Source organism: Chryseobacterium indologenes, assembly GCF_002025665.1.
GTDB classification, from domain to species: Bacteria; Bacteroidota; Bacteroidia; order Flavobacteriales; family Weeksellaceae; genus Chryseobacterium; species Chryseobacterium metallicongregator.
In genome coordinates, this window is sequence record NZ_CP018786.1 from 4,696,882 (window position 1) to 4,719,288 (window position 22,407).

Sequence of the window (22,407 nt, forward strand, 5' to 3'; positions counted from 1 at the left end):
AATTATAATCCGATCTCCACTCCAAAGATGAATGAGCGTGCCTGAGGATATCTTCCGGTATCAACTCCGTAAGAGTTCATCCCTACTTCAGGATCAAATCCTGTATATTTCGTTATGGTAAACAGGTTGTTGGAAGTCAAATAAATTCTCACTTTGTTTACATCCAGTTTTCTGTACAATTCTTTCGGTAATGAATACCCGATGGTAAGGTTCTTCAGTCTTAAGTAAGATCCATCCTCCACATAGAAATCTGATACTTTGGAATAATTACCACTTGGATCACCATGTACCAGCCTTGGAATATCAGTATTCGTATTCTGAGGTGTCCATGCATTCAGGATATCTCTGTCCATATTGTAGTTCTGCCCTGTTCCACCCGGGTTCAAGGAAATAAACTTCATTCCGTTGAATATTTTATTTCCGTAAACCCCCTGGAAGAATAAGTTAAGATCAAAATTTTTCCAGGTCATGTTGTAAGAGAATCCGTAAGAAAACTTAGGGTATGGACTTCCAAGATTGACAAAGTCATTATTATTAAGTACTCCTGTATTTCCTTCTTTCTTCAGGAATTTGATATCTCCCGGTTTAGCATTGGGCTGGATAAGATTTCCGTTGGCATCTTTATAATTGTTGATTTCTTCCTGAGTCTGGAAAATTCCTCCCGTCTTATAACCATAGAAAGAATACAGAGGATCACCTACTTTCACACGGGTTGGTTTCAATACGCCTCTTACTCCATTATCATTGATAAAGATCTCATCCACATTGGCAAGCTGCTTCACCGTATTTTTTAGTTGACTCATTGTAGCTCCAACTGAGAAAGTAAAATCATCTGAAATCACCTTGTTATAATTGATTCCCAATTCGTATCCTTTATCCTGGAATAATCCCGCATTCACATACTGATTATTATACGTTGCTGTACTGGGTAAGCTTACATTAAAGATCTGATCTTTGGAATTTTTCACAAAGTAATCGAACTGTAAGGAAAGGCTGTTGTGAAGGAATGAAGCATCAACCCCGAAGTTGGTCTGTTCAGATTTCCCCCATTTCAGATCCGGATTCGGACGTGTGGTTGCATAATAAGCAATATTCTGAGAAGGATCCTGTCCGAAAATCACATTATTATCTCTGGTCATCAATGGATTCACAGCCTGTGGCGAAATTCCTCCAAGATTCCCCAGAATACCATAACTTCCTCTCAGTTTCAGACTTGAAAGCCATGAAATATCCTGCATAAAGTTTTCTTTCGAAACCACCCAGGCACCGGAAACTGCATAATAATTGGCAAATCTGTTTTGCTTCGCGACCAGTGAAGAACCATCACGTCTTCCCAATACACTTACGATATACTTTCCTGCATAATCATAGTTTACTCTCGCCAGATAAGAAACCAAAGATTGCTTGAATCTGTAACTCGAAACATCTTTATTGGTATCTGCAGCATTCTGAAGATGCTGGAAAACCTCAGCTTCACTTCTGAAGTCATACGATTTTGCCACAAAACCATCATCAATTGTTTTCTGGAACGTAAAACCTCCAAGGAAATCAAAATTATGTTTTCCTGCTGATATTTTATAAGTCAACAACTGTTCAGCAAGTGCTGTAGATGAATTATTGGATTGGTATTCTAAATTATTGGTATCAAAAATTTTCCCTACTTCCAGTACTCTGTACGTAAAGTTCTTTACATCTCCCAGTTTAAAAGTCTGTGAGAAATTGGAACGGAATTTTAAATCTTTTGCCAGTGTAATTTCAGCATAAGGGTTGATTAAAATCTCGTGGGTAGGGTTTCTGATGCTGATTCTTTTAAGATACGCCACCGGGTTGATCATATCTCCATATCCACCAGCCACATCAATGGGCAATCCTGAAAAAGCACCGCTGGAAGTATATACCGGAACATTGGGCGGATAGTACATGGCAGCAACCAAAGCTCCTGTATAGCCACTCTTAGTATCTGCTGTGTTTCCGTCAGAGTAATTATAGTACATATTTTCTCCGATCGTCAGCCAGTCTTTTACTTTATGTTCAGAATTGACTCTGAAATTGTATCGTTTTGCCTGTGTATTCAATAAAATCCCCTCAAGACTTCTGTGATTCATGCCCACAAAATATCTGGATTTTTCACTTCCTCCGCTTAGATTTACATTGTATTCCTGAATAGTTCCTGTTCTGAAAATTTCTTTCATCCAGTCTGTTCTGGTAATTCTTCCGTCCGGATATTGATTGGGATTAAAAGCCATGGGTAAACTTCCCAGCTTCCCGGCATTTTCATAGGCTTTGTACATCACGTCCTGGAATTCTGCTGCATTCAGGGATTCTTTCAGTCTCCATGCCTGGTTTACTCCGTATTTCACATCAAAATCTACCGTAAGATTTCCTTTTTTCCCTTTTTTAGTGGTAATAAGAATAACCCCTCCGGAAGATCTCGCTCCGTAAATAGCTGCAGAAGCATCTTTAAGCACAGAAATATCCTGAATATCATTGGGATTAATAGAAGGTGTTCCATTGAAAACTACTCCATCTACTACATACAGAGGAGTTTCACCATTGATCCCTCCCAAACCACGAATATTTACCTTAGGTGCTCCGTTAGGATCTCCACCTTCGTTCACTACAGTGACTCCGGGAGCTTTACCCTGAAGAACTTCTCCTACTCCGGACAAAGATCTGGAAGTAAGCTTATCCAGTGAAGCCTCCGAAACTGCTCCGGAAACTTTACTTTTTTTCTGTGTTCCGTATCCAACCACAACAATCTCGTCGATGGATTTTTCTTTTAAGCTGTCTTTTTTCTGAGCGAGGAACATCGGTGAAGCTGATATTGCACCAATAAGTAATACCCTTCCCGTTAAATACGTTACGGATACAGGGATTTTAAATACATTCATGATCTCCTTTTTGATTAGGTGCAAAATTAGAACAGCCTGCTCCCACCACTCATTAAGGTTTCCTTATGTTTTTATTAAGAAATTTTAGCTTTTTTAAGATACCCGCTACCACAAAAAGAAATTAAAAACCTGTATTTCAATAACATATGTAATTAAAAGTAATCATTCCTCAAATAATCCATGCATGATTGAGATTAAGTTTATTTTAAGTTTATCATCAATCTGGGATAATTGATCAAGAAATCATTAAAATTATTTCAGGAATAATAAATAACTGAGTTCATTTTTCTTTTTTTACATTTGCTGAAAATAGATTTTACTTTTGAATCCAGACCTTTAAAAACGTCTCACTGGTATCAGAAGAAAAATAAAAACATTAAAAATCATACGAATTCAATGACCATCATTATAACAGGAACCTCATCAGGAATCGGGTTTGCTTTAGCCGAATATTTTGGTAAAAAAGGACATAAAGTATACGGATTCAGCAGAAAGCATACAGAAAGCCAATACTTCAAATCCATACCTACAGATGTAACAGACAACACCGCTGTTCAGAATGCTGTTGCTGAGGTTTTAAAAACAGAAACTAAAATTGATGTTCTGATCAATAATGCCGGAATGGGAATGGTAGGAGCAGTGGAAGATTCTACGAAAGAAGATATTCTGAAATTGTTCAGCCTTAATCTTGCCGGACCTGTACAGATGATGAGTGCTGTTCTTCCGAATATGCGTGAGCACAAATTCGGGAAAATTATCAATGTTTCCAGTATCGGAAGTGAAATGGGGCTGCCTTTCCGTGGATTTTATTCGGCTTCCAAATCTGCATTGGATAAAGTAACGGAAGCAATGAGATATGAAGTCTACCCATGGAATATTGATGTATGTTCGCTGCATTTGGGAGATATTAAAACCAATATTGCAGACAATAGAGTGATTGCACAGGTTTCCCAGCCTTACAAAAATGTTTTTGACAAAGTGTATGCGCTGATGAATTCTCACGTGAATGATGGAACAGAACCTTTGGAAGTAGCAGAATACATTGAAAAACTTTTAGCAAAAAATAAATGGAAAGCACATTATTATTTTGGTAAATTCGGGCAGAAAATCGGGGTTCCTTTAAAATGGATTCTTCCGCAGGGAACTTATGAGAATTTGATGAAGAAATATAATAAACTGGATAAAAATTAGTTGATTGATAAGGCGCATTGTCATTCTTAATGGAATGAAATGCAGTGAAGAATCTTTTGTATTTTTATAGAGATTCCTCTTCATATTCAGAAGGATAAATTGAAATTACTTTTAAAAATATTTTTTGTACTGTTCTGCGTTTTCACACAAGCGCAGAAGAAGCAGTATTGGCTGATTGACACGGAAACTAAAGTCAGGAAAAAAGTAAAAGATTCTACTTCCGCAGTAAAGTTTCTGGACTCCTTAGCCCAAAGCAATTATTTTTTCACTCAACTGAAGGACGTAAAAGTAAAAGGGGACAGCACGGAAATTTTCTATGATAAAGGGAAAAATTTCAATGAAACTTATGTAAACCTTACGGATTCTCTTGTTCAGAAATTGAAAATTCAGAAAGATTTTTTCACTAAAAATTTAGACTCCACCAAGAAAAGTATCAACAAAACTTATATTGATGAAGGGTATTCTTTCAGCAGAATCAAATCTAAATACAAAGGGCAGAAAAACGGTTATCCAGTCGTAGAACTCGACATTAACAAGAATGATAAAAGAACGATCAACGGGTTTGTGGTAAAAGGATACGAAAAAGTTCCCAAAAGATTTATCAAAAACATGGAAAAGGAGTTCAAAGGCAAAAACTATGATGACAAAAATCTTTTAGCCATCAACAAAACCTTCCAGAGCCATCCTTTTCTGACCCTCGAACGGCAGCCACAAACTTTATTCACAAAAGATTCCACCAGCATTTATCTGTTTCTGGAAAAGAAAAAGACGAATACCTTCGATGGGGTAATTGGTTTTGGAAATGACAAAAGCTCAAAGTTTACCTTAAACGGAACCATGAATGTCAATTTCAGGAATATGTTCAATGGTTTTGAAACGGTCAATTTATACTGGCAGAGAAACCCGGATAAAGGGCAGAATTTCGATCTTCGGGTGGACATTCCGTACCTGTTCAAATCGAATATCGGGATGGATACGAAAGTAAATATCTACAGACAGGACTCAACATTTGCCAACGTAAAATTTCTTCCTGCCTTTTATTATCATATCAATAACCGAAATAAAATCGGTTTGAGAGCGACTCTGGAAACTTCTACTATTATTGACACCCTATACGTTCAGGGAAAAGACTACAACAAAAAAGGGATCGGGATATGGTATGAAATGACAGAACCCACGGATATTGACCTTTTCCTTTACAAAACAAGGATCAATGCCGGATATGATTTCTTAACAACCACCTATTCTAAAGATAATATTAAAGCCAATCAAAATCAGTTTTATTTCTTTGGTGAACATAATTATCATATTTCAGGAAATCATTTTCTGAACATTAAAGCGGAAGGTGCCATGATGGATTCCAAAATAGAGTTTTCCGCCAATGAATTATACCGTTTCGGAGGTTGGAATTCCATGCGGGGATTCAATGAAAACTCCCTCGCAGCCGACTTTTATTATTATGGAAGTCTGGAATACCGGTACCTGATTGGCAATCAGGCTTTCTTTGACGTCTTTGGACAATATGGTCAGCTCAATAATAAATCTTTAAATGTAAAACCTAAACTTTATAGTGTCGGACTCGGTTTCAATTTCTTTATTCCTATTGGTCTGATGAGTTTCCAGCTGTCTAATGGTAATGAGTTTGGAAATCCTTTTAAATTTAACGATATCAAAATTCACTGGGGAATTCTGAGTAGGTTTTAAAAAGAAGGAAGGAAAGAAGCTGGAATCTTGAAGATATTGAGACCACAGTTTCACCATCCTGTTTTATGTTGAACTTCAGGAACTTGTAGCGCAACAGCAACCTCCAAAATTCCCTCTCCCAGCCTCCTGCTTATATTAATATAATAAAGCAAAAGTCCCTATACAAAGGACATTTTTCATTTTACTTATTTATTAATTCTTATTGTTAAAAAATATTAAATCGTATTTTTATTTTAATACATCATTAAAGTACAGGTAACAGTACACTGCTAAATTTGCCTTCAAAAAAATGAAGAAAACTCTAGCCACTTTTGCCGTTTTTTTACTTCCTCTTTATTTTTCTGCTCAGGAAATCAATGTTTCAGGAAATGTAAAATCAGAAAACGGTTCTAGTGTTTCCGGTGTGAACATCACCGACAAAAACACAGGAAAGACTGCTACTACAGATGAAAATGGTAATTTCACTATTTCTGCAAACCCCAAAGATATTCTTGAATTTTTTGCTCCTGATTTTTCTGTTTATACCGTTGAGGTTTCTTCCAAAAAACAATATTCTGTTGTTTTAAAAAAGCCAAACGAAAAGCAGATTGAAGGCGTTGTGATTACCGCTTTAGGTATTGCCAAGAAAAAAGAAAAGATTGGTTATTCTACTCAGGAAGTGGGAACAAAACAATTTGAAACCATTACTACTCCAAGTATTGGAAATTTATTCTCCGGACAGGTAGCCGGGTTGAATGTTTCCAATCCGACAGGGATGCAACAGGCTCCGCAGTTTACGCTGAGAGGAAACTCTAATCTGGTTTTCGTCATTGATGGTGTGATTGTAGAAAAAGAGGTTTTCCAGAATTTAGATCCTAACAATATTGAAAATATTAACGTACTGAAAGGAGCTACCGCTTCTGCTCTATATGGTTCAAGAGGTCGTTACGGAGCTGTTTTAATCACAACAAAAAATGCTAAGAAGAAAGGATTCTCAGTAGAATTTTCTCAGAATACCATGATTACAGCAGGGTTTACCAACCTTCCAAAAACCCAGACTGAATATGGAAACGGTTCACATGGCAAATATGAATTCTGGGATGGAGCTGATGGCGGAGTGAATGACGGAGATATGATCTGGGGACCAAAATTTGTTCCCGGTTTACAAATTGCCCAATGGAATAGCCCGATCAGAGATAAAGTAACAGGACAAGTCGTTCCGTGGTATGGAGCAGTAACAGGAACTCAGTATGATGATAAATCAAGGTATGAAAGAGTTCCTATTGACTGGAAATACCATGATAACTTAAGTACTTTCTTAAAACCTGCAGTGATCAACAATAATAACTTCGCGATCAGCTATAGAAATAACAAAGATGTATACAGATTCTCCGGAAATTTCATGAATTATGATGACAGGGTTCCCAATTCTTATCTTCAGAAATACGGGATCAACTTCTCTTCTGAAAACCATTTAGGAGATAAATTAACCTTCGATACAAAATTCAACTTTAACCAGGCTTTTACTCCTAATATTCCCAACTACGATTATAACCCAAGCGGACACATGTACACCATCCTGATCTGGATGGGAGGTGATGTAGACGGAAAAGCATTGAAAAATCATATGTGGATTCCAGGAAAAGAAGGAAGAGCACAAGCCAACTGGAACTATGCGTGGTACAACAATCCATGGTTTGGAGCAGAATATTACAAGAATCAGAACAGAACCAATATTATCAATGCCCAGACAGGCTTAGAATATAAAGCTACACAGGATCTATCGGTAAAAGGGAAAATATCCCTTGTAGAAAACCATAGCAAAACGGAAATTCTGAGTCCTTATTCCTATTTCAATTATGATGCTCCAAGAAGTGGCGGCTATATTTTAAAAGATAATAAAACATGGAATCTCAACTACGATGTTCTGGCGACTTATAAGAAAAAAATATCTGAAAACTTTGATTTTACAATCAATGCAGGAGGTTCTGCTTTCTATTATAAAAATAACAATAATGAAAGGTCTACGGATGGATTAAAAATTCCTGAAGTGTACACATTCGAAAACTCTATCGGAGCGCTTAAAAATTATACCTATTTGAAGGAAAAGTTAATTTACAGTGCTTATTCAACAATTGATATCGGATTGTATAATGCTTTTTTCATCAATGTTTCTGGACGTAACGACTGGTCTTCCACACTACCAAAAGCCAACAGATCGTATTTCTACCCTTCTGCTTCCATCAGTGCTGTTATTTCCAACCTGGTAAAAATGCCGGAATCTATTAATATGTTGAAACTTTCTGCTTCATGGGCAAAAGTAGCGTATGACTTCCAGCCTTATTCCATCAGAAATTATTATCTGAACAATGAAGGAATCACATTCAATGGAAATCCTACTTATTATTATCCAATGACTTTGAACGTAGAAAACTCTTTGAAACCGGAACAGACAAAATCTTATGAATTAGGTTTAAGCGCAGGTTTTCTGAATAACAGAATTACTTTCGATGCTACTTATTTCAGAACATTGGATTATAATAATATTCTTCAGTTCCCTGCTGCTGAATCATCCGGTTTCACTTCACAATATGTAAACGGAAATGAGTATACCACAAAAGGATTTGAAGTTTCCCTTGGTTTAGTTCCGGTAAAAACAGCTGATTTTAGCTGGAAAACATTAATTAACTGGAGTACTTATGAACAAAAGCTGACTTCCATCTACGATAATATGCCGAACTACAAAAATATTAAGTTAGGCGAAAGAATGGATAGCTATTATGACTATACATGGCAAAAGTCTCCGGATGGAAAAGTAATTCTTGATGCTAATACAGGAATGCCGACAAGAGCCAATGCGCCCAGTAACTTAGGACATTTTAATCCGGACTGGACTTTCGGTTTCAACAACACATTCAAATATAAAAAATTTACTTTAAACATTGGAATTGACGGAAGCATCGGAGGTGTGATGAGATCGCAGGTAGTGGAAAAAATGTGGTGGGGAGGAAAACATCCTAATTCTGTAGCGTACAGAGATCTTGAGTATGCAAATCCGGGAACGTATTATTTTGTACCGGATGGAGTTAACTATAATCCGGCAACCGGGCTTTATACACCACATACAAAAGCAATCAGTTATCAGGACTGGGCACAGAATTATCCATACCGTGCGAGAGTAACACAGGATGAAAGTGAAGAGTTTGCTAACGTTTTCGACAGAACTTTCATTAAGCTGAGATCTGTAGTATTAGAATATGACTTCTCTTCATTACTCAACCCAAAAGGAATGGTAAAAGGTTTCACGGCCAATATTTCTGCCTACAACCTGGCAATGTGGAAAAAATCAAAGAACCTTTATTCTGATCCTGATTTCCAGACAAAAACGGAAAATGATATTCAGGACCCATCCAGCAGATGGTTTGGAATTGGTTTTAATCTTAAGTTTTAACTAAAAAGTACGTCAAGACAATGAAAAATAATATAAACAAAGTGAAAGGGCAAAATGGTAAAACGGCAAAATGGCTGATGAAATCTCTATTTGCAGCCGGGCTTCTGACATTGGCTTCATGTGAATCCAACCTTGATACCATCAATGAAAACCCTAATGACCAGGCCAGTATAGATCCTAAATATCTTTTGACTTATGTTGAAAAATACACTTTTCAGGTAAATGGAGATAATATGTATGCCTCCAGAATGATGATTGGTACTGATGGCGAGAATTCTTATCAGTATATGAAATGGAATGATACTTCTTTTGAAGTTTATACAAAAGGACTTCTGAACACCGGAAAAATGATGCAGGAAGCTGAAAAAAGGGGAAATAAAAATTATCTGGCTATCGGAAAGTTTTTGAGAGCCTATCATTTCTTCAATATCAGCTTAAAAGTAGGAAGCGCTCCTTATTCTGAGGCAGCAAAGGGTGAATCTGGAATTACCCAGCCTAAATATGATACACAGGAAGCTATCATGTCCGGAATTTTATCAGAATTAAAAGAAGCCAATGATCTTATTAATACCAACGAAAAAATTGAAGGTGACATTGTATACAACGGAGATGCTTTAAAGTGGAAAAAACTAATCAATTCATTCCGTCTGAAAATTCTGATCACTTTATCTAAAAAAAACACAGTAGGAAATTATAATATCGCTACAGAATTTGCTTCAATTGCAGGAAGCCAATCTCTCATGACCTCCATTGCGGATAACGGTGAACTTAAGTTTGCTGATGCTGCTGACAGCAGATACACGATGTTTAATAATAGTGGATATGGTTCGAGTTTGTACATGGCAGATTATTTTATTAATATGTTCAAAGACAGGCATGATCCACGTTTGTTCACGTTTGCAGCACAGACTACCGGAGCGAAAGAAGCAGGAAAAGCAATCACAGATTATACAGGATATAATGGTGGAAATCCTACTTCCCCATACTCTGATAATGCAGCACTGATCACTGCAAAAAATATTTCTAAAGTAAACGATCGTTTTTATAAAGACCCTACCAATGAACCTGCGTCTGTATTAAGTTATTCAGAACTTGAGTTTATTCTGGCTGAAGCTACGGCAAGAGGCTGGATTTCCGGATCTGCAAAAACACATTATGACAATGCCATCAAAGCAAGTTTCAATTTTTATCAAACGTATGTTAAAAATCCGGGACAATATTTCTCAGGCTTTGATGTAAATCAATATCTGACAACTCCTTTAGTTGTTTATAATAATGCTGATCCATTACAAACACAACTGGAGAAGATTATGGCTCAAAAATACATGACAATGTTCCATCAGGCACAGTGGACTTCTTACTTTGATTATTTAAGAACAGGCTTTCCAAATTATCCTTTAAAAGCAGGAGTTGCTGCTCCTTTCAGGTTCAGATATCCGCAGTCTGAGTATAATTACAACAGCAATAATTTAAAAGCTGCTTTAACGGCTCAGTATGGAGGAAATGATAATATCAATTCCAAACCTTGGTGGTTACAATAAAAAACTGATTAATTTTATATAAAACAAAGAAACCGCAGGAAAATCCTATTAACTTGCGGTTTCTTTCTTATTACGATTGAACATGAACAGAAGAGAATTTTTAGAGAAATCAAGTATTCTATTAGCGGGATTAGGAACTTCAGGGGTTCTACATCCTTCTATTTTAAAAGCTTTGGCCATTGATCCGGCTGCCCAGTCTACATTTTATGATGCAGAGCATGTGGTCATCCTGATGCAGGAGAACCGTTCATTTGATCATGCTTTTGGTGCTCTCAAAGGAGTAAGGGGCTTTTTGGATAAAAGAGCTTTTATAAAACAGGATGGGCATTCTGTTTTCTTTCAAAAAAATGATGAAGGAAAATATGCATCTCCCTCCCGTCTGGATTTAAGAAATACAAAATCTACCTGGATGAGCTCACTGCCACATTCATGGGCAGATCAACAAAAAGCTTTGAACAAAGGGAAATTTGACCAATGGCTTCAGGCAAAAGCTTCAGGTAATAAAGAGTATAAAAACATTCCGCTTACCTTAGGATATTACAACCGTGAAGACCTTCCGTTTTATTATCAGCTGGCAGATGCCTTCACTATATTCGATCAGTATTTCTGCTCATCGCTTACCGGAACTACTCCCAACAGATTGTTTCTTTGGTCCGGAACATTGAGAGAGGAGCAAAACGGAAAAGTAAAGGCCAATGTTGTCAATGAAAATATTGATTATGACAAAGCAAGACAGGCAAAATGGAAAAGTTTCCCGGAAATATTAGAACAACAAAACGTTTCCTGGAGAATTTATCAGAATGAAATCAGTCTTCCAAAAGGAATGTCCGGAGAGCAGGAAGCCTGGTTAAGTAATTTTACAGATAACCCGATTGAGTGGTTTTCAAAATTCAACGTTAAGTTTTCAAAAGGATATTATCAGAATATTCCCAATATCATTGCCTATCTGAAGAAGGAGATTGAAAAAAATCCTAATCAGAAAGAAAGACTTGAAGCCATGTTGGCGGAAGTACAGGAAGATCAGGTGAAATACCATCCTGATAATTATTCCAAACTTTCAAAAGAAGAAAGAAATCTTCATGAGAAAGCGTTTACAACCAATTCCAACGATCCTGATTACTGGAAACTGGAAATTGGAAAGGATGAAAACGGAGAAAGACTGGTTGTTCCGCAAGGTGATGTATTATTCCAGTTCCGCAAGGATGTGGAAGAGAAAAAACTTCCGTTAGTTTCCTGGCTGGTAGCGCCAGAACATTTCTCAGACCATCCGGGATCACCATGGTATGGAGCATGGTATATTTCTGAAGTTCTGAATATTCTGACCCAAGATCCTGAAACCTGGAAAAAAACCATCTTTATCATCAATTATGATGAGAATGACGGGTATTTTGACCACGTACTGCCTTTCGCTCCGCCAGTGAATCCAAGCCAGCCCGTAGATATGAACGGAAAAGAAGGGGTGGAATATGTAGATAAAACTCAGGAATATATGAGCAATCCTTCTTTGAAAAGCTATGAAAAAGTAGAAGGAACCGTTGGATTAGGCTACAGAGTGCCTATGATCATCGCATCGCCATGGACCAAAGGAGGATTTGTAAATTCCGAAGTATCGGATCACACTTCTGTACTGCAGTTTCTGGAGAAGTTTATCATGAAAAAATTCAAAAAGGATGTGCATGTTGACAATATCAGTGACTGGAGAAGAGCCATATGCGGAGATCTTACCTCTGCCTTCAACTCTTCCAGCGTGAAAGTTCCGAAAATGGATTATCTGAATCAAAAGGATTATGCTAAAACCATTAATGCCGCTAAAAATAAACCTGTTCCTCATCTGAAATGGTATTCCGAAAATGAACTTAAAGACAATTTGCTTGACATTCAGGAAAGAGGTCTGAAACCCTCCAATCCGCTGCCTTATCACTTTCATGTCAATTTAGAAGGAGATCATATAAAAATGACTAACCTGAAAGAAAATGGAGTTCCTTTGCTTGTTTATGACAGGACTCAATTTAACAGCAATAATTATCACTTTTCATATGCCCTATATTCCATGCAAAATTTATCCCATGCTGTACATTCCGGAATCTATGATTATGAAATTTTCGGTCCCAATGGCTTTTTCAGGAAATTCCAGGGAAGTAATTCACCGGAAATAGAGGTAATTTTAGAGAATATAACAGCTAAAAATCAAGTTGAGCTGACTATAAGAAGCAACAAAAAGAAAAATTTCTCCATCAATCTGGAAGATTTGTACACCAAAAATAAAAACACAATTTCTGTACATAAATCAGAAGAAAAGATAACTATTGATCTTAATAAATTTAAAGGGTGGTATGATTTGAAAATAACGTCAACTGAGCATCTGTGGCACTTTGCCGGACGTATAGAGACTGGAAAAGTGTCTGTTTCTGATCCGCATTGGGCATAAAAAATATTGATAAATAGGGATAAAAGCCTGTACAAATTTGTACAGGCTTTTTTTGACTTATTCCGTTAAAGCATCTTTTAAGTATAATGCATTACATACAGTAAATAATTATTAATATAAAAATTATAATATATTTTTCTCAAACTATTCCGAATTTTATTATATTCACTCTACTAATTATCAGCATCATGAAAAAACTAAATTTGACTATTGCAGCGTCTTTATTTGCATTGGCTCTATCCGGGAATCTGAGCGCGCAAGACCTTGCTACAGATAACCATACGGTTACCATTTCTATTCCCGAAGTTGCCTTGGTAGATATTGAACCAGCAGCAACCAAAAACATTACCCTTGGGTTTACAGCACCTACGGAAGCAGGAAATCCTATTCTTCCATCTGCAGCCAACACTACTTTATGGCTTAATTATTCTTCTATTAAATCTGTTGCAGACCCTACACGTAACGTAAGTGTAAAAATGAATGCCGTTATTCCTGGAGTTGATCTTCACGTAACTGCTGCTGCTCCTACAGGATCCGGAGCGGGAACACTGGGAACATCTGCAGGTCTGTTAACATTAACTTCTACTGACCAGAATATTGTTTTAGATATCGGAAGTGCTTATACCGGGAACGGGGCCAATAACGGCCACAATCTTACCTATGCACTTGCTGCAGGAAGTGGTCCTGGAGGTGTAGCAGCGTACGCAGATTTACAGGCAACAGCCACTGTTGCAGCTACCGTTACTTATACAATATCAGATAATTAGAATTTAACCAAAATTCTTTTCTACCTGTCAAAAACAAGAAGAAGCTGTTATTCAGTTTCTTCCTGGCTTTGTATTATTAATGATTTAACTCCAAACTTTATATCATGATAAAGCGTATCCTTCTTCTGATCACCCTGATTTTGCAGTTCAGCTTTTTACATGCCGGTATTGTGATTCTCAACGGGCTTACGCATTCTTATAAAATAGAAAACGGAAAGGTTTATAAAGGAAAAGTTGCAATTGAAAATACCAGCAGTACTCCTCAAAGTGTAAAATTATTTTTACAGGATTATACCTACCATGCGGACGGAACGATCAATTATACAGCATTACGTACCAATACACGCAGTAACGGCGAGTGGCTAAAGCTCAATACCAACCTTGTTACGCTTAAAGGTAAAGAAAAGACTGAAATATTCTATGAAATAACAGTCCCCAATCAGGCCATGGATCCCGGAAGCTATTGGAGTGTGATTATTGTAGAACCGGTAGAAGAGATAAAACCCAGCGACAACAAACCAGGAGTGAATATCACTTCTGTTATACGATATGCCATTCAGGTTATTACAGATTTTGAAACAGAAAAGGCCAAACCGGACCTTAAGTTTGAAAGTGTAAAGGTGGAAAAAATGGAGGGAAAAAAAACCGCAAAGGTAGCAATAGCCAATAACGGTAATCTTTACTGTAAGCCCACAGCCTCCATTGAAGTTTATAACCGCAAAACAGGTGAAAAGGTGGGTACTTATTCAAGTTTAACAATGGGACTGCTCCCAGGCACCTCCAAAACATTTTACATTGATATCAGCAAATTACCCCCTGCTCAATACAAAGCAGCGATCATAGCGACCGATGAAGAGGAGAATGCTTTTGCACTCAATGTGGAATTAGAAGTAAAAAATGATTAGAACTTGGACTTTATTTATTATCATAACATTATTCCCGGTATTTATTTTTTCTCAAGAGCAATCCAACCGATTGATCAGTAAAAAAGATAGTTTAATGCCGGGAATGTCTACTTCTATTCCCTTCACTTTAGAAAATAATTCAGCTGAAACCAAAACATATGACATTTCAGTTACCACATCAAGTCCGTCTATCAATCCTATTTTAGTAAAAGGAGAATTTCAGATTCCTCCTCATGAGACCTCGGTATACCTGGTTCCCTTACGGGTGGGAACAGAAACCGGACAGGGTACTTATTCTGTCATATTGAATATTACCGATCGTAATAATGGAATCTCTTTTACGAAAAACTCAAAAATCATCGTTTCCGGAAACAGAAATCTTTTGGTTACCCCATTGAATACTCCTGAATTCATAAGAGCCGGGGAAACCATCCGGGCTTCTTTCCTTATCAAAAATAATGGGAATGTAACCGAAAACATTGTATTGGAAAGCAAAAATGCAATCGTTGATCATGAGTCATCAATAGTGTTGGCCCCCAATGAATCAAAGATTGTCAATATTCATAAAGTAACAAGTCCTGAACTCTCTCAAAATGAATTTCAGAACCTAAACCTTTTCGTACATTCGAAGGGTAACCCTAAAGAAAATCAGGATGTCTATGTAAGTACTCAGGTGATATCAGCAAACCCCTCTGAAAAAGATATTTATCACAGACTTCCTGTTGCGCTCTCATTATCTTTCATCGGAATGCAGAATATGGGAGTGTATAACGATGGCTTTCAGGGGGAAATCTACGGTAAAGGAACACTTGATAAAGACAACAAAAACCAGATTGAGTTCAGAGCTGTCACTCACAATCCTGTAGATCTCAGCACATTCACCCAATATGAAGAATATTTTGTGAACTATAAACGGGATCAATTGTATATTCATCTTGGTGATAAATCGTATTCTTCATCTTATCTTACGGAGTTTGCAAGGTATGGTCGCGGAGCGGAGATCCGTTATGATTTTAATAAAGTAAGCTTTGGGGGTTTCTATAATCATCCAAGGTTTTTCAGAGATATCAAAGATGAATTTAATTTCTATTCCGCCTTTAAAATCAGAAAAGAGTCTGAAATTACTGTGGGATATCTTTACAAAACTCCGCGGCAGGGAGAAATCCGTTATACAGATGTCAGGCTAGACTCTGATGCTCATCTTCCTTATGCTAAAGGAAAATTTAAGGTTTCAAAAAATATAAACATTTCCGGAGAACTGGCCTACAGCACTACACAAAAAACAGATGGAACAGCTTATTTATTACAGACAGATGCTGTTTTTAAAAATTTGAACGCCAGCTTAATGTACATGAGAGCCAGTCCTGATTTTGCCGGATATTTTACCAATACAAATACCATCAATGGTAATATTTACTATAATGTCACCAAAAAGATCAGTGTATTTGCCAATTATATGCAGGATGCCAAAAATTTCCAAAGAGATACCCTTTTACTGGCAGCACCTTACAGAAAATATTTGCAATATGGAGTACAGTACAAATATCTGTCTACCGGTTTCGTCATGCTTACGAATGGGTATCAAACCTATAAAGATCGTTTAGAACCTAAACAGTTTGATTATTATGAACGTTACTTCAAGGTGAGTGTTAATCAGCAGGTAGGAATGTTTCAGGTAAATCTGGATGGGCAATTCGGTAAAACAGATAATTATCTGACAGGATTTAACGGTAATTCAAGTTTTTATTCTGCAAATCTTTCATTTCAAAAATTCAGAACAACCTTTAACATCTTCGGAAGTTATGCCATAAGCTCAAGGTATCAGCTTCAAAATCAGAAAAATCTTTATTACGGAGCAAGAATCTTCAGCCAGTTTTCTGATAAGACCAGCTTAAGCATCTTTTATCAGAACAATTATATGCCTGAAGAATATTTTAAAGACAGAAATCTGTTTGAACTTCTTTTTCATCAGCAGTTATTTCCAGGAAATGAACTTGACCTTTCGGGAAGATATTCATTGCAAAGAGGAGAAATTGGGAATAAAGATTTCATTTTCTCCATGCGTTATACATGGCGTCCCCATATTCCGGTACAAAAAACTGCGGAATATATTTCGCTGTCAGGAAATATCAGCAATTTAGGGATCAAAAAAACAGAAGGCATTAGATTAATGCTGGGAAGTTATCTGTCCATTACAGATAAAGAGGGGAATTATATATTTAAAAATGTTATTCCGGGGAATTATTTCCTTGAAATAGACCGTTCAACTACGGAAATTAATGATATTCCAACCCAAACTTTTCCTGCAGCCCTTTCTCTGATGAATAAGGATAATACGTTCAATTTTGGATTAACCACAGCTGCCAATGTTCAGGGACATATTCAGTTTCTGGATACGGGAGAGAAAGATCAGATAGATTTAGGACAAATACAAACGCTAAAAGGAAAGAAGAAAAGAGAAAGCATTATTGTGGAAGCCACCAATAATGATCAGACTTTTCGGAAGATATGTTATATCGGAGAAGATTTTGATTTCACTTATCTCCGCCCGGGAGACTGGACCGTTAAAGTGTACCGTAACGGATTGGATAAGCGCTATAAAATTTCGACAGATAAATTTCTTTTTACTTTAAAACCTTTAGAAACAAAGAAATTAAGCATCAATGTTGTCAAGCAGCAGATAGAGATCAAATACCAACAGGAATCCTTGAAAGTAGGATATAATGAAATAAAAAAGAAGAGATGATTCTGATCCGTTCCATAGTATTAATAGCATCGGTTATGATATCCGGTTCAATCTATTCCCAAACCTCGGCGAGTACTACTGTCAGCTTAACATTGCCGGTGGTAACGTTAATGGATATTGAACCAACAGGAAGTATTACGTTAAATTTTACACCTCCTACTGAAGCTGGAAATGCCCTGGGAGCTCCCACTCCCAATACATCAAAATGGGTCAATTATACTTCCGCCATTACTTCCGGAGGTCTTACCAGAAGAATTACGGCCTCAGTAAATAAACTTATCGCAGGCGTCAATATAAGAATTCAGGCAGCAGCAGCTTCCGGAGCTGGAGGCGGAACACGGGGAACATCTTCAGGACAGGTTATTCTCACCACAACTCCCACAACTATTATAAGCGGTATCGGAGGAGCATATACCGGAAATGGAGCTAATAACGGCCACGCCCTTACCATTTCATTGGCTACAAATACGTATGCCAATTTACAGGCACAGGCCAATACAGCAATTGTCATCACTTATACCATCACAGAATAAAATTAGAAAATGAAAGTCAGAAGTCCTTTTCTCAAAGAACAGTTCTTAAAAAGATATCTATACATTATTGCTTTAATAATGGGAAGTTTTCTTGAAGGGCAAACCATAAATATTGCCGGAACCAGCTGGACAGCCAGCGTACCTACTATTACAGAAGCTGGAAATAACTATACCGGAACTTATGACAATCCCAGCCTGTTAACATTATCAGGTTTTTTACCAGGGTCTTTTCTAAATTTACTAGGCAGCTCCGGAGCAAAAATCAGTATGCAACATGTTCCAACTTCCTGGAACAGTTCTCTGAAACTTTATGCAAAAAGGAGTGGAGGAACAGCAACAATCAATGGTCTTTGTGTACTGTGTACAGCAACTATTAACGGAGGCCTTAGTTATATTGAAATACCACAAGCCTCGGCAGTAACACTTTCAACAATTACCTTTAGTGGTGTTTTAGGGGTTAGCAACAGTGTAAATTACTCTGCTATTAGTGTACAATTGGAAATAGGTGGAGTTTCTGTGACAATTCCTGCTGCAGCTTATAGTACACAAGTCGTTTTTACCATAGGAGCAAACTAAACATTTAATTAAGAAAACTTGCGATGTGATCAATATAAGAACCGTTTCTTTATAGAAGCGGTTTTTTATTTCTTTTGACTTAAAATAAGGTGAATTTTGAGGGATTAAATCTCCTTTATATACCTGAATTAACATTCAAATACAATAAGCGATTTATGAGCTTAAAATGATAGAGGGCTTAATTTCCGGGTACGGGGTTCGAGTTACAGAGATTAGACGTCAGAGTTGCAAATGTGAGAATACATCTTTATTCTAATTTTGTCATTCCCTAAGAATCAAGGTTGATGTATGAGAGGTTTAAAGGAAGTAAGATGGCAGGATAATGTCTAAGTTTTTTAGCAGAGCTGAGTCGAAGCATCTTAATTAAGAAAAAATTATATTTCTGTTATTTTAATTCTACCGAAGAACTTTGTTTAGACTCCTACGGAGTGACAGGATTTGGCTGGAATAAAGAATAGTATTGAAGGTAAAGACCAATTGTTAGTTAAAGAATAGAAAAAAGAGGGCTGGAAGCAGGAAGCTTGAAGCTGGAGGCATAAAGACAACGGAGATTAGTCATAGTGACTTATTATCTATTACTCATTACTCATTACTTATGTGTCTGTTGGTGTAGGTATACAACAAAAAAAACCTTTATCGTAAAGATAAAGGTTTTTTAAAAATAAAATAAAAACTGGCGGCGGCCTACTCTCCCGCGTTAGCAGTACCATCGGCGCTGGTGGGCTTAACTTCTGTGTTCGGAATGGGAACAGGTGAGCCCCACCGCTAAAACCACCCTAAAGGTTGTATATAGCTTTAAGCATTAGGACTGAAGCCTGAAGCTTATTGCGTTTTTAAGCGATAAAAACTTTCACAAAGACAAAACCTTCACTGCGCATAAAGCACTTGGTTTATTAGTAACCATAGACTATAAATCTACGGGTAATTAGTACTACTTGGCTATGACATTACTGTCTTTACACCTATAGCCTATCAACGTCGTCATCTACAACGACCCTTAAAAGATGTCTCATCTTGAGGCGAGTTTCGCACTTATATGCTTTCAGTGCTTATCTCTTCCAAACGTAGCTACTCAGCGGTGCACCTGGCGGTACAACTGATACACCAGAGGTTTGTTCAATTCGGTCCTCTCGTACTAGAATCAAGCCCTCTCAAACATCTAACGCCCGCAATAGATAGAGACCGAACTGTCTCACGACGTTCTGAACCCAGCTCGCGTGCCACTTTAATGGGCGAACAGCCCAACCCTTGGGACCTTCTCCAGCCCCAGGATGTGACGAGCCGACATCGAGGTGCCGAACCTCCCCGTCGATGTGAGCTCTTGGGGGAGACTAGCCTGTTATCCCCGGAGTACCTTTTATCCTATGAGCGATGGCCCTTCCATACGGAACCACCGGATCACTATGTCCTGCTTTCGCACCTGATCGACTTGTAGGTCTCACAGTCAAGCACCCTTATGCCATTACACTCTACGCACGGTTACCAAGCGTGCTGAGGGTACCTTTGAAAGCCTCCGTTACTCTTTTGGAGGCGACCACCCCAGTCAAACTACCCACCACGCAATGTCCTTCTAAAAGAAGTTAGGCTCCAAGTAAGTAAAGGGTGGTATTTCAACGTTGGCTCCACAAACACTAGCGTGCCTGCTTCAAAGCCTCCCACCTATCCTACACATTACTTACTCAAAGTCAATACGAAGTTATAGTAAAGGTTCACAGGGTCTTTTCGTCCCATTGCGGGTAATCGGCATCTTCACCGATACTACAATTTCACCGAGCTCGTGGCTGAGACAGTGCCCAGATCGTTACACCATTCGTGCAGGTCGGAACTTACCCGACAAGGAATTTCGCTACCTTAGGACCGTTATAGTTACGGCCGCCGTTTACTGGGGCTTCAGTTAATGCCTTCGATTTAACTCTAAGCACCTTCCTTAACCTTCCAGCACCGGGCAGGTGTCAGACCCTATACAGCATCTTTCGATTTAGCAGAGTCCTGTGTTTTTGATAAACAGTCGCCTGGGCCTCTTCACTGCGGCCAACATTGCTGTTGGCGTCTCTTCTTCCGAAGTTACGAGACTATTTTGCCTAGTTCCTTAGCCACGACTCACTCGAGCACCTTAGGATTCTCTCCTCGACCACCTGTGTCGGTTTTGGTACGGGTTGCTTCACTTCGGCTTTTCTTGGATCAGATTACACTACAGCAGCTTCGCCCGAAGGCTAGGCCTTGACTATTCCGTCAGTCTCCAGCAGCTACATCCAACCGTCCCCTTTATTCGTGAGCAAGTATGGGAATATTAACCCATTGTCCATCCACTACCCCTTTCGGGTTCGCGTTAGGTCCCGACTAACCCTCAGCTGATTAGCATGGCTGAGGAAGCCTTGGTCTTTCGGTGAGCAGGTTTCTCGCCTGCTTTATCGTTACTTATGCCTACATTTTCTTTTCTATCCGCTCCACAATACCTCACAGTACTGCTTCGGCGCAAATAGAATGCTCTCCTACCAGATGTATCTAAAATACAAATCCATAGCTTCGGTAATATGTTTATGCCCGATTATTATCCATGCCGGACCGCTCGACTAGTGAGCTGTTACGCACTCTTTAAATGAATGGCTGCTTCCAAGCCAACATCCTAGCTGTCAATGCAGTCCAACCGCGTTGTTTCAACTTAACATATATTTTGGGACCTTAGCTGTTGGTCTGGGTTCTTTCCCTCTCGGACATGGACCTTAGCACCCATGCCCTCACTGCCGTAGAACATTTATTAGCATTCGGAGTTTGTCAGGAATTGGTAGGCGATGAAACCCCCGCATCCAATCAGTAGCTCTACCTCTAATAAACTTATATACGACGCTGCACCTAAATGCATTTCGGAGAGTACGAGCTATCTCCCAGTTTGATTGGCCTTTCACCCCTACCCACAGGTCATCCGAAGACTTTTCAACGTCAACCGGTTCGGTCCTCCACTCTGTGTTACCAGAGCTTCAACCTGCCCATGGGTAGATCACAAGGTTTCGCGTCTAATCCTACTAACTATGCGCCCTATTCAGACTCGCTTTCGCTCCGGCTCCGGTACTTAATACCTTAACCTCGCTAGTAAAATTAACTCGTAGGCTCATTATGCAAAAGGCACGCCGTCACAGCTGTATGCTGCTCCGACCGCTTGTAGGCGTACGGTTTCAGGTTCTATTTCACCCTTCTATTCGAAGTGCTTTTCACCTTTCCTTCACAGTACTTGTTCACTATCGGTCTTTCAGGAGTATTTAGCCTTGGAGGATGGTCCCCCCATATTCAGACAGGATTTCACGTGTCCCGCCCTACTCATTTATCATCTTAATATGCCTTTCATATACGGGGCTATCACCCTCTACGGCTGTTCTTTCCAGAACATTCTATTAAACATAAAAAGACTTTTGGGCTAATCCGCTTTCGCTCGCCACTACTTACGGAATCTCTTCGATTTCTTTTCCTCCGGGTACTTAGATGTTTCAGTTCTCCGGGTTTGCTCCTCTTACGAGGTGACATGTCTTCAACATGCCGGGTTGCCCCATTCGGATATCTGCGGATCAATTCGTGTGTGCCAATCCCCGCAGCTTTTCGCAGCTTACCACGTCCTTCGTCGCCTCTGAAAGCCTAGGCATCCGCCATACGCCCTTAACGATTTCTTTCCTATTGGTTACTCAAGCGCTTTATGCGCTCGG

At 38.5% G+C, this 22,407-nt stretch carries 11 protein-coding genes and 2 rRNA genes; 10 read left to right on the forward strand and 3 right to left on the reverse strand.

Annotation, left to right across the window (positions count from 1 at the left end):
* Positions 1–2: 2 nt before the first annotated feature.
* Positions 3–2,891 (reverse strand): SusC/RagA family TonB-linked outer membrane protein, encoded by a 2,889-nt coding sequence (locus BUE84_RS21245; RefSeq protein WP_079243398.1) that lies wholly within the window; start codon positions 2,889–2,891, stop codon positions 3–5.
* A gap of 396 nt (positions 2,892–3,287) precedes the next feature.
* Between BUE84_RS21245 and BUE84_RS21250 the strand changes: the two genes are divergently transcribed.
* From BUE84_RS21250 to BUE84_RS21295, 10 genes are all read left to right on the forward strand, one after another.
* A complete protein-coding gene (locus BUE84_RS21250; RefSeq protein WP_079244000.1) occupies positions 3,288–4,082 on the forward strand; it encodes an SDR family oxidoreductase in 795 nt (264 codons plus the stop codon).
* A 99-nt stretch (positions 4,083–4,181) separates the two neighbouring features.
* Positions 4,182–5,786, forward strand: coding sequence for an autotransporter assembly complex protein TamA (locus BUE84_RS21255; protein WP_079243399.1), 1,605 nt, complete (start codon positions 4,182–4,184; stop codon positions 5,784–5,786).
* Between the two features lie 289 nt (positions 5,787–6,075).
* Positions 6,076–9,216: a SusC/RagA family TonB-linked outer membrane protein gene (locus tag BUE84_RS21260; protein ID WP_079243400.1), complete on the forward strand. Its 3,141-nt coding sequence runs from the start codon at positions 6,076–6,078 to the stop codon at positions 9,214–9,216.
* A 20-nt stretch (positions 9,217–9,236) separates the two neighbouring features.
* Positions 9,237–10,757 (forward strand): SusD/RagB family nutrient-binding outer membrane lipoprotein, encoded by a 1,521-nt coding sequence (locus BUE84_RS21265; RefSeq protein ID WP_079243401.1) that lies wholly within the window; start codon positions 9,237–9,239, stop codon positions 10,755–10,757.
* Positions 10,758–10,839: 82 nt separating this feature from the next.
* Positions 10,840–13,185: a phosphocholine-specific phospholipase C gene (locus tag BUE84_RS21270; protein WP_079243402.1), complete on the forward strand. Its 2,346-nt coding sequence runs from the start codon at positions 10,840–10,842 to the stop codon at positions 13,183–13,185.
* 188 nt (positions 13,186–13,373) lie between these two features.
* Positions 13,374–13,952 carry a hypothetical protein gene (locus tag BUE84_RS21275; RefSeq protein ID WP_079243403.1) on the forward strand — a complete coding sequence of 193 codons (579 nt, stop codon included), beginning with the start codon at positions 13,374–13,376 and terminating at the stop codon, positions 13,950–13,952.
* Between the two features lie 104 nt (positions 13,953–14,056).
* Entirely contained in the window at positions 14,057–14,857 is an 801-nt protein-coding gene (locus BUE84_RS21280) for a WxL protein host-binding domain-containing protein (protein ID WP_079243404.1), read from the forward strand.
* Positions 14,850–17,603, forward strand: coding sequence for a hypothetical protein (locus BUE84_RS21285; RefSeq protein ID WP_079243405.1), 2,754 nt, complete (start codon positions 14,850–14,852; stop codon positions 17,601–17,603). Before BUE84_RS21280 ends, BUE84_RS21285 begins: the two co-directional genes overlap by 8 nt.
* Before the next feature lie 35 nt (positions 17,604–17,638).
* The gene (locus BUE84_RS21290) at positions 17,639–18,136 is read left to right on the forward strand and encodes a hypothetical protein (protein ID WP_238594305.1); all 498 of its coding nucleotides are present in this window, start codon (positions 17,639–17,641) and stop codon (positions 18,134–18,136) included.
* 9 nt (positions 18,137–18,145) lie between these two features.
* A complete protein-coding gene (locus BUE84_RS21295) occupies positions 18,146–18,712 on the forward strand; it encodes a hypothetical protein (protein ID WP_079243407.1) in 567 nt (188 codons plus the stop codon).
* 671 nt (positions 18,713–19,383) lie between these two features.
* Here the strand turns inward: BUE84_RS21295 and rrf are convergent.
* Together rrf and BUE84_RS21305 are read right to left on the reverse strand one after the other, a co-directional pair.
* A 5S ribosomal RNA gene (gene rrf, locus BUE84_RS21300) occupies positions 19,384–19,491 on the reverse strand.
* A 126-nt stretch (positions 19,492–19,617) separates the two neighbouring features.
* A 23S ribosomal RNA gene (locus BUE84_RS21305) occupies positions 19,618–22,374 on the reverse strand.
* Positions 22,375–22,407: the final 33 nt, after the last annotated feature.